Below are 13,806 nucleotides of genomic sequence, written 5' to 3' on the forward strand. Positions count from 1 at the left end.
GATCAGCAGTTAGTCGAGCAACGAAATCGCCGTTGGCGCATCGTTGCCGACCAGCGCCAGGTCTTCGAATTCGTTGACGGCGTTGATCTCGGTGCCCATGGAAATGTTGGTCACGCGCTCCAGAATGATTTCGACGATCACCGGCACTTTGAACTCCTCGATCAGTTCCTGAGCCTTGCGCAGGGCAGGCTGGATCTGAGCCGGTTCGAACACCCGCAACGCCTTGCAACCCAAGCCTTCGGCGACAGCGACGTGGTCGACACCGTAACCGTTGAGTTCCGGAGCGTTGAGGTTGTCGAAAGACAACTGCACGCAGTAGTCCATGTCGAAACCGCGCTGAGCCTGACGGATCAGCCCCAGGTACGAGTTGTTCACGACAACGTGGATGTACGGCAGCTTGAACTGCGCGCCCACCGCCAGTTCTTCGATCATGAACTGGAAGTCATAGTCGCCCGAGAGCGCCACCACCTTGCGGGTCGGATCAGCCTTGACCACGCCGAGTGCGGCCGGAATGGTCCAACCCAGCGGACCGGCCTGGCCGCAATTGATCCAGTGACGCGGTTTGTAGACGTGCAGGAACTGCGCGCCGGCAATCTGCGACAGACCGATGGTGCTGACGTAGCAGGTGTCCTTACCGAAGACCTGGTTCATCTCTTCGTAAACGCGTTGCGGCTTGACCGGTACGTTGTCGAAGTGAGTCTTGCGCTGCAGGCTGGCTTTGCGTTGCTGGCAGTCTTGCAGCCAGGCGCTGCGGTTTTTCAGTTTGCCGGCGGCTTGCCATTCGCGAGCGACTTCGATGAACACGGTCAACGCGGCAGCAGCGTCGGACACGATGCCCAGGTCCGGGGTGAACACGCGGCCGATCTGGGTCGGTTCGATGTCGACGTGAATGAACTTGCGGCCTTCGGTGTAAACGTCGACCGAACCGGTGTGACGGTTGGCCCAACGGTTACCGACACCCAGCACCACGTCCGACTTCAGCAGCGTGGCGTTGCCGTAACGGTGCGAGGTTTGCAGACCGACCATGCCAACCATCAGCGGGTGATCGTCCGGGATGGTGCCCCAGCCCATCAGGGTCGGGATCACTGGAATGCCGGTCAGCTCAGCGAACTCCACCAGCAACTCGCTGGCGTCGGCATTGATGATGCCGCCACCGGCGACCAGCAATGGACGTTCAGCCTGATCGAGCATGGCCAGAGCCTTCTCGATCTGTACGCGATTAGCGGTCGGCTTGGCCAGCGGCAGCGGTTCATAGGCGTCGATGTCGAATTCGATTTCAGCCATCTGCACGTCGAACGGCAAGTCGATCAGCACTGGGCCTGGGCGGCCGGAGCGCATTTCATAGAAGGCTTTCTGGAACGCGTAAGGCACCTGGCCCGGCTCCATGACGGTGGTCGACCACTTGGTGACCGGCTTGACTATGCTGGTGATATCGACGGCCTGGAAGTCTTCCTTGTGCATCCGCGCCCGCGGTGCCTGGCCGGTGATGCACAGGATCGGGATCGAGTCGGCCGAGGCGCTGTAGAGCCCGGTGACCATGTCGGTACCGGCCGGGCCGGAGGTGCCGATGCACACGCCGATATTGCCGGCCTTGGTGCGGGTGTAGCCCTCGGCCATGTGCGAGGCGCCTTCAACGTGGCGAGCGAGGACGTGATCGATGCCACCGACCTTCTGCAAGGCGGAGTACAGCGGGTTGATCGCGGCGCCCGGGATGCCAAAAGCGGTATCAACCCCTTCACGGCGCATCACCAGAACGGCGGCTTCGATTGCTCTCATTTTGCTCATGGTTTTGTGCCTCTTACGTTTTGTAATTGTATACAAGTGGCTTTGCGCAGAGTGTATTCACGGCGGACGGCGCAGGTCAATCCATTTTCTCAAGCAGCTGTTTCATTCGTCGGAAGCCCGAAGGATTGTGGCTTTTCGTCGCATGTGGCGCTTTTCGATAATTATTGTATACAAAAAAATAATTCATTGTGTTCTATTTGTTGCATCGGATTGCGCAACAGAAAGCAATCCAACGGCTTTCCCAATAACAAAATGAGGACGGCACCATGAGCGCTTTAACCTTGAACGTCGCAGTCAACCTGGCCAGCCAGGCCATCTCCGCAGGCCGTGCAATCTCCGCCGCGCCCTTGACCGTTGCCGTGCTGGACGCCGGCGGGCACTTGATAACGCTGCAGCGCGAAGACGGCGCCAGCCTGCTACGCCCGCAGATCGCCATCGGCAAAGCCTGGGGCGCTATCGCCCTGGGCAAGGGCTCACGCCTGCTGGCCCAGGACGCCCAACAACGCCCGGCGTTCTTCGCCGCGCTGAATAGCCTGGGGCAGGGCAGTGTCGTCCCGGTACCGGGCGGCGTGTTGATTCGGGATCAGGATGGGAGTGTGTTGGGGGCGGTGGGGATCAGCGGTGATTTGTCTGATGTGGATGAGCAGTGCGCGATCAGGGCGATCGAGACGCAGGGGTTGAGGGCGGATGCGGGGGTGACGGCTTGATTATTGGGTGATTGATCTACCGCTTTCGCGAGCAAGCCCGCTCCCACACTGGTCGTCGGTGGACACAAATTGTGTGAACACCGCAGATCAACGGTGGGAGCGGGCTTGCTCGCGAAGGCGGTGTTCCAGACACATCCAGCTAAAAGTATGCCCCACTATCCGGTATTCGCTGATCTAGCCTTTTCATGATTTCATCCATGAAGGGGCAAAGGAATGCCTGAACTGTCAGCATCACATCGCCTGCGCATTGGTCGTTATGCAGAGCAAAGCCGCATCTACCTACTGACGGCCAATACCCTTGGGCGGGAGCCTGTTTTCAAGGATTACACCTTGGGCAGGATGGTCGTACATCAATTCAAGCAAGCACAGGATCAGGGTTTTGCCGACTCCTTGGCCTTTGTGGTCATGCCTGACCATTTTCACTGGTTAATCCAGCTACAAAGAGGATCGCTGGGACAACTGATGTGTCAGACCAAATCGTTGAGTACTCGATCGATCAATGCGGCGACTGGCAGGGTAGGCAGCCTTTGGCAACAGAGTTTTCATGATCATGCATTGCGGCGAGAGGAGGATTTGGTGAAGCTCGCTCGATATGTTGTCGCGAACCCATTGCGGGCGGGGCTGATTGAAAAGCTTGGCGACTATCCGTTGTGGGATGCCATTTGGGTTTGATGGGGAACCGAGTTGCCCCATTCGCGAGCAAGCCCGCTCCCACAGTTGATCTCGGTTGTTTACAGATTTTGTGTACGCAGTAGATCCAATGTGGGAGCGGGCTTGCTCGCGAAGGCCGCGCCACGGTCTACCGATCCAGCTCACACCCCTTAAGCACCAACCGGATAATCGTCTGCGCCGCCGCCTCATAGTCGGCCTCATCCAGCTTGGCTTTGCCAGTCACCGCAGAGATCTGCCAGTCAAAATCGGCATAGGTCTGGGTCGCGGCCCAGATGCTGAACATCAGGTGGTTAGGGTCGATCGGGGCGATCTGGCCGCGGTCGATCCAGGTCTGGATGCAGTCGATGTTGTGCCTGGCCTGGCCGTTGAGCTGCTCGACCAGGTCGGGGCTCAGGTGTGGGGCGCCGTGCATGATTTCGCTGGCGAACACCTTGGAGGCGAAGGGCAGGTCACGGGAGATGCGGATTTTCGAGCGAATGTAGCCGCTCAGCACTTCGCTGGGCACGCCGTCGGCGTTGAACGGCGTCGAGGCCTGCAGGATTGGCTCGATGATGCTTTCCAGGACCTCGCGGTAGAGATTTTCCTTGGATTTGAAGTAGTAGTAGACGTTGGGCTTGGGCAGCCCGGCCTTGGCCGCGATGTCACTGGTTTTGGTCGCAGCGAAGCCCTTGTCGGCAAATTCTTCACTGGCGGCACGCAGGATCAGTTCTTTGTTGCGCTCGCGGATGGTGCTCATAAACCAAGGAGTTCCTTGCCTGTTCTGGCGGTTGCGCATGGTAGCACCGGCCTCGCGCGGCGCTCAAGAATGCCCCGTCTGGCCTCGGGTCGCGCTATGCTGCGCACCATTCATTCAAGAAGGAAGCCCGATTCATGGCAGGAAGCAGTTTGCTGGTGCTGATCGACGACATCGCCACCGTACTGGACGATGTGGCGTTGATGACCAAAATGGCCGCGAAGAAGACCGCCGGCGTGCTTGGCGACGATCTGGCGCTCAATGCCCAGCAGGTTTCCGGCGTGCGTGCCGAGCGGGAAATCCCGGTGGTGTGGGCCGTGGCCAAAGGCTCGTTCCTCAACAAGCTGATCCTGGTGCCGTCGGCCTTGGCCATCAGTGCGTTCATTCCGTGGCTGGTCACGCCGTTGTTGATGGTCGGTGGCGCTTACCTGTGCTTTGAAGGCTTCGAGAAACTCGCTCACAAGTTCCTGCACAGCAAAGCTGAAGATCAGGCTGAACACGCAGAATTGGTCGAGGCTGTGGCCAACCCGGCGGTCGATCTGGTGGCGTTCGAGAAGGACAAGATAAAAGGGGCGATCCGTACCGACTTCATCCTCTCGGCGGAAATCATCGCCATCACCTTGGGCACCGTGGCTGCCGCTTCGCTGACCCAGCAAGTGATCGTGCTCTCGGGCATCGCCATCGTCATGACCATCGGCGTCTACGGCCTGGTGGCCGGCATCGTCAAACTCGATGACCTCGGTCTGTGGCTGACCCAGAAGCCCGGTCAAATGGCCAAAAGCATCGGCGGCGGGATTCTGCGTGCAGCGCCGTACATGATGAAAAGCCTGTCGGTGATCGGTACCGCGGCGATGTTCTTGGTCGGCGGCGGGATTCTGACCCACGGCGTGCCGGTGGTTCATCACTGGATCGAGAGTGTCAGCGCGGGTGCTGGTGGGGCCGGGTTTATCGTGCCGACGTTGCTGAATGCGGTGGCCGGGATTGTGGCGGGTGCGGCGGTGTTGGTGGGCGTGATGGCGGTGAGCAAGACCTGGAAAGCAGTCAAAGGTTGAAGCCTGGCAATACGATCAAGTGTGGGAGCGGGCTTGCTCGCGAAGAGGTAATAACATTCAGCATCAATGTTGACTGTTTTACCGTCTTCGCGAGCAAGCCCGCTCCCACATTTGTTTTGTGGTGTTGCCGATGCAATTACTCGGCAACCTGCAGCTTGCGCGACTCGGTGTACACGTAACGCACTTTTTCATACTCGAACGGCGTGTTCAGCTGGCCGTAACGGAAGCTGTTCTGATAGCGCTTGTCGATGACGCGAAGTGCCCAGACTTCCGGATGGTTGGAGCTGACTTCGGCCACGTTCAAGAAGTTGATCGCCGATTCGCCGGTGTAATCCACCACCAGGCCTGCAGTGTCACGCAGGTTTGACGGGCCGAGGATCGGCAGCACGAAGTAGGCGCCGCCCGGTACGCCGTAGAAGCCCAGTGTCTGACCGAAGTCTTCGCTCTGGCGCGGCAGCCCCATGGCGGTGGCCGGGTCCCACAGGCCGGCGACACCGATGGTGGTGTTGAGCAGCAGGCGCGCGGTGGTTTCCATCGAACGCTGACCTTTGAATTGCAGCAAGCTATTCACCAGGTTTGGCACATCGCCGACGTTGTTGAAGAAGTTACTGACGCCGGTGCGCAGGACGCTTGGGGTGATGTAGCGATAGCCGTTGACCACGGGCAGGAACACCCATTGGTCAAAACGGTAGTTGAAGTGGTAGACGCGGCGGTTCCATTCTTCCAGCGGGTCGTAGACGTTCAACGCGTTGAGCGTCGAACGTTCGAACTCGCGCTGATCCAGCCCCGGGTTGAATTTGAGTTTGCTCAGTGGTTGCTTGAAGCCGTCACCATCGACCACCACAGGTGCGTTGGCTTTGCTGTTGTCGGCGTTGGCGACGCCTGCACAGAGTAACGCTGCGATCAGCAGGGGGTATTTAGCCACGGAAAAACTCCAGCATGGCGTCGCTGTTGACGCGATAGTTGAGGTTGCCGCAATGGCCGCCCAATGGATAAACAGTCAAACGGTCGCCAAAGGTCCGGCGCAGAAACCCCAGGTCGCCAGGGCCGAGAATCACGTCGTCGGCGTTGTGCATGACGGCGATTTTCGGGCTGTCGTGCAGGTAGTCCTTGAGTGCATACAGGCTGACCTGATCGATCAGTTGCAGCAGGCTGCCGCCGTCGGTGCGGGCGCGCCACATCGGAATGACCTGTTCGGTCAGGTAGCAGTCGAAGTCGCATTGCAGTGCGCGTTTGAGGAACGGCGTGAGGGTGGTGCCTTCGGTGATCGGGTATTTCGGTGGCGTGATCAGGCCGCGGCGGTTGATCAGGTCCGAGGTGAAGGCGATGTCCGCTGCCGAGAAACGGAACGAAGTGCCAATCAGCATGGCCATCTGTTCGTTGCTCAAGTGCTGCTTGGACTGCTGGAAGTCGTAGAGCAGGGCATCGTTGAGGTCGATGTAGCCCTTCTGCTGGAAGTAGCGGGTCAGTTTGTCCAGCACCAGTTCATAGAAAGTGGTGGTGTTGTTGATGCCTTTCACCTCTGTCTGTACCAGCTTGTCCAGGTTGGTGACCGAGGTGTAAAGGTTGACCGGCGGGTTGAGCAGCAAGACTTTCTTGAAATTGAAGCTGCGACGGGTTTCATCCAGGTGCGCGACAAATGCCGCATCCAGTGCGCCAAGGCTGTAACCGGTCAGGAAATAATCGGTGACCGGCAGCTTCGGGTTCTGCGCCCGCACGGCCTGCATCACCCGGTACATGTCTTCGGCATCCTCCTTGGTCACGCCCGGTGTGGCGAAACGCGAAGCGGCGGTCATGAAGTCGAAGCTGGTCGGCGACGACAGCTGCACCACGTGATAGCCGGCCTTGTAGTAGAGCTTTTTCAGGTACTCGTTGAGGGTGCTGTCATAGCGTGCACCCGTGCCGGAGATCAGGAAGATCAACGGTGCCGCTTGATCTTGCGTGGCGATGCGGTAGGTGAGTTTCTTTACCGGCCAGAAGTTGTCCGGCAGGCTGAATTCACGCTCGGGGCGCAACGTGACGCTGCGATCCTCCTGATTGATGTCGTCATCCAGCGGCAATTCCGGGCGTAACTCCGGCGGTGTCGTGGCGATGGTCGCCTCGAACGGGTTGGTCAGGGGGTAGCCGTAACTGGCGGCATCAATGTCGGCCGCCAGTGCGGACGCACTTAAAATCAAGCCGCCAAACAGGGCGGCGCAGCGCAAGGAACGGAGCATGACTAGATCCCTTAGAGGAAGGTGCCGGATGAAGTTCGCAGGCTATGACCACAGGATTTGCGCCAAAGTGCCATGATGGGCACCAAACAGGCCTGATTTCGGAGCAACGGTAGCTGGACGATACACTTTGCAGCTATTTGATGAACAGTTATCTGTTGATGTCACTTGCTTACCGCGGGCGGGGGATTAAGCTGGCCGCCGATTTCGTTTATTGGAGTGTTTCATGTCCCGCCGTCTGCCCGTGATCCTGTTGCTCGTTCTTCTGCCGTTATGGCTGGCCGCCAGTTATGGCGCGCGTTACGGCTTCATGGAGGATGCTCAATGGGTTGGCATTTGCGTTGATGAGGCCAGTCGTTGGGAATGCCAGGTTCGTTCGAATCTCGGCTTGATGATTCATTTCAAGGTTCTGGGCTGGGTAGCATTGGCTGCCGCCGTGATTGGTTTTGTTCTGCCAGGGCGAGCGGGGTGGTGGCTGGCGGTGCTGGCGCTGGTGTTCGGATTTCCGGCGCTGGCGTTGTACAACACCACGTTGGCGGTGTTTGCAGTGGTGATTGCTGCTTTGCGGCTGGTCCGGGCTTCTCGTAGTACCTGATAGTCAGCCTTCGCGAGCAAGCCCGCTCCCACAAGGATTGCGTAAACCCTGTGGGAGCGGGCTTGCTCGCGAAGAGGCCGGCCGGCGCGCTGAAAATCAGCCCTTGCGAACCCGCAAGCTGCGCCACAACGCCGCCACCATCAACACACTCACCAGCGCCCAACCCCAGGCCTGCTGGTTCTGCAAACCTTCTTGATACAACTGCGGCGCAATGCCTGCGCCGATGATGAAGGTCAGCAGGGCGATTTCCCGGCGTGGCACACTCACCGGACGGCACAGGTACACCAGCGCCGGCAGGATGAACGCGACACTCGGGAAACTGCGATAACGCGGGTCGAACACCAGCTCCAGCATCATCACCGCCGCGGCAAAACCTGCCGCTGCCAGCCACCAGCCGGCGCGACGCTCCAGTGCATTGAAGGCGCGTTCACGCCAGCCGGTACGAGCGCTCAAGCTCAGCGCAGCATGGGCCAACACCAACAGATTCAACCCCGTCAGCAAAGCGACCCATAGCCATTCACTGGCAAACCGGGTGGTGACACGGGCCAGATCGCCCCAGGCGCCAATCGAACAGGCCGCCAACGCGCCGAGCAGTGGCAGCACCAACGCCGCGCGGGTGCTACGAACGCGACCGCCGAGGATCAGTGTGCCGATGAAGATCAAGCCACCCAGTGCCAGCCATTGCGACCAGTACGGCACGTTCGAGACCGGCCCGGCCAGCACGCCCTTGTCCTGACGGTTGGCGTCGAACAGTCCCCAGTAACCCCCGACCGCACCTTCGCTGGCGCGTTTCCAGGGCTGGTCGAATGCCTCGATCAGGTTGTAATGCCAGCCTTGCTGCTCGGCCATGATCACAAAGCTGCGAATGAACTTGGCTTCATTGACCCGGCTCGGCAGGGCGGTTTCGCGCTGACGGCCTTCGCTCGGCCAACCGGTTTCGCCAATAATCACGTCTTTGGGCGCGAATTTGTTGCCGAACACCTGACGCACTTCGGCCACATGCTGCAATGCAGCGTCGATGTTCGACGGATCGTCTTCCCAGTACGGCAGCAAATGAATGGTCAGGAAGTCCACCGCCGGAGCGATTTCGGGATGCTTGAGCCAGAATTCCCAGACGTCGGCGTAGGTCACCGGTTGTTTGACCTGACTTTTGACCTTGTTAATCAGCGTCGCCAACTGTGCGCCGGTGACTTCCTTGCGCAGCAGGGTTTCATTACCTACGATCACCGAGGTCACTACATCGGCGTTGGCATTGGCCGAGGCGATCAGCAGGTCGACCTCCTTGGCGGTGTCCACCGGGTTGCTGTTGACCCAGGCGCCGATCATCAGCTTCAAGCCGTGCTTGCGTGCAAGGTCGGGCAGGGCCTCCAGGCCGGTCATGGAATAAGTACGGATGCATTCGAAACGGGTTGCCAGCAATGCGAGGTCGGCGTCCATGCGCTCGGGGCGCAGTTTGAACGGCACATCGAACGGCGATTGGTCTTTGTCGAACGGGGTGTAGGAGGCGCATTGCAGCTTGTGCGTCGCGCTGGCCACGTCCGGCAGGATCACCGGTTTGCCGAGGCCGTACCAGAAGCCACCGAGGGCAAAAAGCCCCAGCAGGCAGGCAAATAAATAAGCAAAAAAAGGAAAGCGGGATGTCGCGGGCATGGTCAGGCCGTCTGGGAACAAAGCCGCGCATGTTACCTGCATTTGTCCCGCGCTTGGTGGCCTGCATAATTTTGTCATGCAAAGTTCGGGCGGTGTGACGGATGGATTTGCGACGGTTGCAATTAATGGCCTTCTGATGTCGTTTCTCGATGCCTTGAGGTCGCTGGCAGAGCAGGTCATCGTGGGCGTCAGGTTGATTATCGTGGCGTCAGTACTCCGCTGATGTTTGAACGAGTTTGCGGTGAGGCGTGATGGGGGCGCTGTGCACCATAACAATACGTTGAGCGGCTCGGCATCCGTCGAGCGCAGCACTTTCGGGGAAGTAACGATGAAGATGCGACGACTCTTGGGCGCAGGTGCCGCTTTGGTGCTGGCGATCAGTTCTACGATGGCCAGTGCTGAAGGCAAGGCAGTGACGATCGGTTATGTAGACGGCTGGTCGGACAGCGTCGCCACGACCAACGTGGCCGCGGAAGTGATCAGGCAGAAACTCGGTTATGACGTGAAGCTGCAAGCGGTTGCCACCGGGATCATGTGGCAAGGTGTGGCCACTGGCAAACTCGACGCCATGCTGTCGGCGTGGCTGCCCGTGACTCACGGTGAATACTGGACCAAGAACAAGGATCAGGTCGTCGATTACGGCCCGAACTTCAAGGATGCGAAAATCGGTCTGATCGTGCCGGAGTACGTCAAGGCCAAGTCTATTGCCGATCTGAAAACCGACGACAGCTTCAAAAATCGTATCGTCGGTATCGATGCCGGTTCAGGCGTGATGCTCAAGTCCGAGCAGGCGATCAAGGACTATGACCTGACCGGGTATCAACTCAAGGCCAGTTCCGGCGCCGGCATGATTGCCGAGCTGACCCGTGCCGAGAAGAAAAACGAATCCATTGCCGTCACCGGTTGGGTGCCGCACTGGATGTTCGCCAAGTGGAAACTGCGCTTCCTGGAAGATCCGAAAGGCGTTTACGGTGCGGCTGAAACCGTAAATAGCATCGGTAGCAAGGGCCTGGATGCCAAAGCACCTGAAGTCGCGAAGTTCCTGAAGAACTTCCAATGGGCGTCGAAAGACGAAATCGGCGAAGTCATGTTGGCGATTCAGGAGGGTGCCAAGCCTGAAGCCGCAGCGAAGGATTGGGTGGCCAAACACCCGGATCGCGTTGCCGACTGGACCAAATAATCTGACCTTTGTGGGAGCGGGCTTGCTCGCGAATGCGGTGTTTCAGTCAGCGATGATGGCGACTGACCCACTGCATTCGCGAGCAAGCCCGCTCCCACATTTTATTGGGTACATGCTTGAGATTGGCGACTCTGTCATGTCGTTCTAATACTAAGGTCGTCTGGAACCTGTCCGGCAGCCGCATAGAGTGGATACCGTTCCAACTAAATCTGTGCTGCGAGGATAAAAACAATGAACGACAGCATTTACCTCTCGATTCAAAACAGCCCGCGCTTCAAGGAGCTGGTCAGCAAGAGAGAACGATTCGCCTGGATTCTTTCAGCGATCATGCTTGGGCTGTACTCCGGATTCATCCTTTTGATTGCTTACGGGCCGCATATCCTGGGCGCAAAAATCAGCCCCGAGTCCTCAATTACCTGGGGCATTCCGATCGGTGTCGGGCTGATCGTTTCGGCCTTTGTCCTGACGGGCATCTACGTGCGACGCGCCAACGGCGAATTCGACGACTTGAACAATGCGATTCTCAAGGAGGCTCAGCAATGATCCGGCGTCTAATGGCTCTATTGAGCATCGCAGCCTTTGCACCTGGTGTCTGGGCGGCTGAAGCCTTGACGGGGGCGGTTCAGAAACAACCCCTCAACGTTTCCGCGATCCTGATGTTCGTGGCATTCGTGGGTGCAACCCTGTGCATCACTTATTGGGCATCCAAGCGTAACAACTCGGCGGCCGACTACTATGCGGCGGGCGGCAAGATCACCGGTTTTCAGAACGGCTTGGCAATCGCCGGTGACTACATGTCCGCGGCGTCCTTCCTGGGTATTTCCGCCCTGGTGTTCACCTCCGGCTACGATGGCCTGATCTACTCGATCGGCTTCCTGGTGGGCTGGCCGATCATTCTGTTCCTGATCGCCGAGCGCCTGCGGAACCTGGGCAAATACACCTTTGCCGACGTGGCGTCCTACCGCCTCGGGCAAACCCAGATCCGTTCGCTGTCAGCCTGCGGTTCACTGGTGGTGGTGGCGTTCTACCTGATCGCGCAAATGGTCGGTGCTGGCAAGCTGATTCAGCTGTTGTTCGGTCTCGACTATCACGTTGCGGTGATCCTGGTCGGTATCCTGATGTGCATGTACGTGCTGTTCGGCGGCATGCTGGCGACCACCTGGGTACAGATCATCAAGGCGGTGCTGTTGCTGTCCGGTGCCTCGTTCATGGCGCTGATGGTGATGAAGCACGTCAACTTCGACTTCAACGCGCTGTTCTCCGAGGCGATCAAGGTTCACCCTAAAGGTGAAGCGATCATGAGCCCGGGCGGCCTGGTGAAGGATCCGATCTCGGCGTTCTCCCTCGGCCTGGCGCTGATGTTCGGTACCGCTGGTCTGCCGCACATCCTCATGCGCTTCTTCACCGTGAGCGACGCTAAAGAAGCGCGTAAAAGCGTGCTGTATGCAACTGGCTTCATCGGTTACTTCTACATCCTGACCTTCATCATCGGCTTCGGCGCGATCCTGCTGGTCAGCACCAACCCGGCCTTTAAAGATGCGGCTGGCGCGCTGATGGGCGGCAACAACATGGCGGCGGTGCACTTGGCCAACGCGGTGGGTGGCAGTGTATTCCTGGGCTTCATCTCGGCGGTGGCGTTCGCAACCATCCTGGCGGTGGTGGCGGGTCTGACCCTGGCCGGTGCTTCGGCGGTGTCCCATGACCTGTACGCCAGTGTGATCAAGAAGGGCAAGGCCAACGAGAAGGACGAGATCCGCGTCTCGAAAATCACCACCATCGCTCTGGCGGTGCTGGCGATCGGCCTGGGCATTCTGTTCGAGAAGCAGAACATCGCGTTCATGGTGGGCCTGGCGTTCTCCATCGCGGCGAGCTGCAACTTCCCGGTACTGCTGCTTTCCATGTACTGGAAGAAGCTGACGACTCGTGGTGCGATGGTCGGCGGCTGGCTGGGTCTGGTCAGTGCTGTTGGCTTGATGGTGCTGGGGCCAACCATCTGGGTGCAGATCCTGGGTCACGAGAAGGCGATCTTCCCGTATGAATACCCGGCGTTGTTCTCCATGGCCATTGCGTTTGTCGGGATCTGGTTCTTCTCGGTCACTGACAAGTCTGCCGAAGGTGTGAACGAACGCGCGCTGTTCTTCCCGCAGTTTGTTCGTTCGCAGACCGGGTTGGGGGCGAGTGGGGCGGTTTCGCATTAAGGCTTTGGGTTTCTATATATAAGCTGAGCTACACAAAATGCCCTGGTCGAGAGATCGGGGCATTTTTTATTGGGCGGTTATCGGACTCTGTATGGTTTTTCCGCGGAGGTGGCCTGCTCTTTGATCGTGTACATAGCCGTTTCTGCGGTAGCGCCGGCTGGCGGTTGTCGCCCGCCTTTGTAGGAGCGAGGCTTGCCCGCGAAGGCGGCCTGATAGTCGACAGGGGTCTTTGATCGGGTACATATCCGTTTCTGCGGTCACGGCGGCCGGCGGTTATCGCCCGCCCTTGTAGGAGCGAGGCTTGCCCGCGAAGGCGGCCTGGTAGTCGGCTGAGGTCTTTGATCGTGTACATATCCGTTTCTGCGGTCACGGCCGCTGGCGGTTTCGCTTTTACAGCGAGTCACTTTCGAAAAGCGCGAAAGTAACCAAAGCGCTCTTGCCCCGCCATTCGGTGCCTCGCCTAGGCTCGGCATGCCATAACGAAGGCATTGCTCCGGGGGCCCGCCGCCATCGGCCATCCATGGCCGGGGGCGGCTACCGCGGCATCCTTGCCGCGGTGCCCCCTACGCAATACCTGCGTTCGGCCTCTGGGAAAGGGGCAACAGATCAAGATCAAAAGCCAAAGCAACGGCAAGATCAACAGCTTCGCGAGCAAGCCCGCTCCCACAGTTGGACTGGGTACATCCGGGGAAGATTGGCCGGTTGACAGGTCGCCATCGCAGGCAAGCCAGCTCCCACAGTGGACTGGGTGCATCCGGGGGAAGATTGGTCGGCTGACAGGCCGCCATCGCAGCGATGGGGCGACCCGACAAGCCAGCCCCCACAAAAAATCAGAGCACATCCGCGCTGCTTTTCACCACTCAACAGGCCGAGCGTTAGCTCGCCTGCAGCTTTTGATGTTGACGCACCGCCCCCTCGAGAGGCCGAGCGGAGGTTCTGCGCAGTGGGCAACCCGGCATGGATGCCGGGTTAGCCGCGCACGGCCATGGATGGCCGATCGCGGCGGGCCCACGGAGCAGGA

Annotated in this window: 12 protein-coding genes; 7 read left to right on the forward strand and 5 right to left on the reverse strand. The window is 59.1% G+C overall.

Annotation, left to right across the window (positions count from 1 at the left end; all coding sequences use genetic code 11):
* Positions 1-9: 9 nt before the first annotated feature.
* The gene (gene gcl, locus PMI36_RS11625; protein ID WP_008073040.1) at positions 10-1,785 is read right to left on the reverse strand and encodes a glyoxylate carboligase; all 1,776 of its coding nucleotides are present in this window, start codon (positions 1,783-1,785) and stop codon (positions 10-12) included.
* A gap of 266 nt (positions 1,786-2,051) precedes the next feature.
* Between gcl and PMI36_RS11620 the strand changes: the two genes are divergently transcribed.
* Positions 2,052-2,492 carry a GlcG/HbpS family heme-binding protein gene (locus PMI36_RS11620; protein WP_008073042.1) on the forward strand — a complete coding sequence of 147 codons (441 nt, stop codon included), beginning with the start codon at positions 2,052-2,054 and terminating at the stop codon, positions 2,490-2,492.
* A 213-nt stretch (positions 2,493-2,705) separates the two neighbouring features.
* On the forward strand, positions 2,706-3,164 hold the full coding sequence (locus PMI36_RS11615) for an REP-associated tyrosine transposase (RefSeq protein ID WP_008073044.1): 459 nt from the start codon (positions 2,706-2,708) through the stop codon (positions 3,162-3,164).
* Between the two features lie 127 nt (positions 3,165-3,291).
* On the opposite strand, the gene PMI36_RS11610 is transcribed toward PMI36_RS11615, so the two are convergent.
* Positions 3,292-3,900, reverse strand: a complete 609-nt coding sequence (locus PMI36_RS11610; RefSeq protein ID WP_008073046.1) for a TetR/AcrR family transcriptional regulator — start codon at positions 3,898-3,900, stop codon at positions 3,292-3,294.
* 134 nt (positions 3,901-4,034) lie between these two features.
* Between PMI36_RS11610 and PMI36_RS11605 the strand changes: the two genes are divergently transcribed.
* Positions 4,035-4,949 carry a DUF808 domain-containing protein gene (locus PMI36_RS11605; protein ID WP_008073048.1) on the forward strand — a complete coding sequence of 305 codons (915 nt, stop codon included), beginning with the start codon at positions 4,035-4,037 and terminating at the stop codon, positions 4,947-4,949.
* 136 nt (positions 4,950-5,085) lie between these two features.
* Here the strand turns inward: PMI36_RS11605 and PMI36_RS11600 are convergent, their stop codons facing one another.
* The gene (locus tag PMI36_RS11600) at positions 5,086-5,874 is read right to left on the reverse strand and encodes an MlaA family lipoprotein (protein WP_008073050.1); all 789 of its coding nucleotides are present in this window, start codon (positions 5,872-5,874) and stop codon (positions 5,086-5,088) included.
* Complete coding sequence (locus PMI36_RS11595) at positions 5,867-7,165, reverse strand: hypothetical protein (protein WP_008073053.1); 1,299 nt, start codon at positions 7,163-7,165, stop codon at positions 5,867-5,869. The genes PMI36_RS11600 and PMI36_RS11595 overlap by 8 nt, the downstream gene beginning before the upstream one ends.
* 223 nt (positions 7,166-7,388) lie before the next feature.
* On the opposite strand from PMI36_RS11595, the gene PMI36_RS11590 reads away from it, so the two are divergent.
* Positions 7,389-7,757 (forward strand): hypothetical protein, encoded by a 369-nt coding sequence (locus PMI36_RS11590; RefSeq protein WP_008073054.1) that lies wholly within the window; start codon positions 7,389-7,391, stop codon positions 7,755-7,757.
* 96 nt (positions 7,758-7,853) lie between these two features.
* Here the strand turns inward: PMI36_RS11590 and PMI36_RS11585 are convergent, their stop codons facing one another.
* The gene (locus tag PMI36_RS11585; protein WP_008073055.1) at positions 7,854-9,449 is read right to left on the reverse strand and encodes a glycoside hydrolase family 17 protein; all 1,596 of its coding nucleotides are present in this window, start codon (positions 9,447-9,449) and stop codon (positions 7,854-7,856) included.
* Positions 9,450-9,735: 286 nt separating this feature from the next.
* Between PMI36_RS11585 and PMI36_RS11580 the strand changes: the two genes are divergently transcribed.
* The 3 genes from PMI36_RS11580 to PMI36_RS11570 all read left to right on the forward strand — a co-directional run bounded on the left by PMI36_RS11580 (position 9,736) and on the right by PMI36_RS11570 (position 12,785).
* Entirely contained in the window at positions 9,736-10,587 is an 852-nt protein-coding gene (locus tag PMI36_RS11580) for a glycine betaine ABC transporter substrate-binding protein (RefSeq protein ID WP_008073057.1), read from the forward strand.
* Positions 10,588-10,818: 231 nt separating this feature from the next.
* Entirely contained in the window at positions 10,819-11,130 is a 312-nt protein-coding gene (locus PMI36_RS11575; protein WP_007939152.1) for a DUF485 domain-containing protein, read from the forward strand.
* Complete coding sequence (locus PMI36_RS11570) at positions 11,127-12,785, forward strand: cation acetate symporter (RefSeq protein ID WP_008073058.1); 1,659 nt, start codon at positions 11,127-11,129, stop codon at positions 12,783-12,785. The genes PMI36_RS11575 and PMI36_RS11570 overlap by 4 nt, the downstream gene beginning before the upstream one ends.
* Positions 12,786-13,806 lie beyond the last annotated feature (1,021 nt).

Origin of the sequence: Pseudomonas sp. GM79, from assembly GCF_000282495.1 — a bacterium.
GTDB lineage: Bacteria > Pseudomonadota > Gammaproteobacteria > Pseudomonadales > Pseudomonadaceae > Aquipseudomonas.

Excerpts from the sequence above, each read along its gene's own strand:
- gcl (WP_008073040.1), bottom strand. The coding sequence starts at position 1,785 with ATGAGCAAAATGAGAGCAATCGAAGCCGCCGTTCTGGTGATGCGCCGT.
- PMI36_RS11620 (WP_008073042.1), top strand. The coding sequence starts at position 2,052 with ATGAGCGCTTTAACCTTGAACGTCGCAGTCAACCTGGCCAGCCAGGCC.
- PMI36_RS11615 (WP_008073044.1), top strand. The coding sequence starts at position 2,706 with ATGCCTGAACTGTCAGCATCACATCGCCTGCGCATTGGTCGTTATGCA.
- PMI36_RS11610 (WP_008073046.1), bottom strand. The coding sequence starts at position 3,900 with ATGAGCACCATCCGCGAGCGCAACAAAGAACTGATCCTGCGTGCCGCC.
- PMI36_RS11605 (WP_008073048.1), top strand. The coding sequence starts at position 4,035 with ATGGCAGGAAGCAGTTTGCTGGTGCTGATCGACGACATCGCCACCGTA.
- PMI36_RS11595 (WP_008073053.1), bottom strand. The coding sequence starts at position 7,165 with ATGCTCCGTTCCTTGCGCTGCGCCGCCCTGTTTGGCGGCTTGATTTTA.
- PMI36_RS11590 (WP_008073054.1), top strand. The coding sequence starts at position 7,389 with ATGTCCCGCCGTCTGCCCGTGATCCTGTTGCTCGTTCTTCTGCCGTTA.
- PMI36_RS11585 (WP_008073055.1), bottom strand. The coding sequence starts at position 9,449 with ATGCAGGTAACATGCGCGGCTTTGTTCCCAGACGGCCTGACCATGCCC.
- PMI36_RS11580 (WP_008073057.1), top strand. The coding sequence starts at position 9,736 with ATGAAGATGCGACGACTCTTGGGCGCAGGTGCCGCTTTGGTGCTGGCG.
- PMI36_RS11575 (WP_007939152.1), top strand. The coding sequence starts at position 10,819 with ATGAACGACAGCATTTACCTCTCGATTCAAAACAGCCCGCGCTTCAAG.
- PMI36_RS11570 (WP_008073058.1), top strand. The coding sequence starts at position 11,127 with ATGATCCGGCGTCTAATGGCTCTATTGAGCATCGCAGCCTTTGCACCT.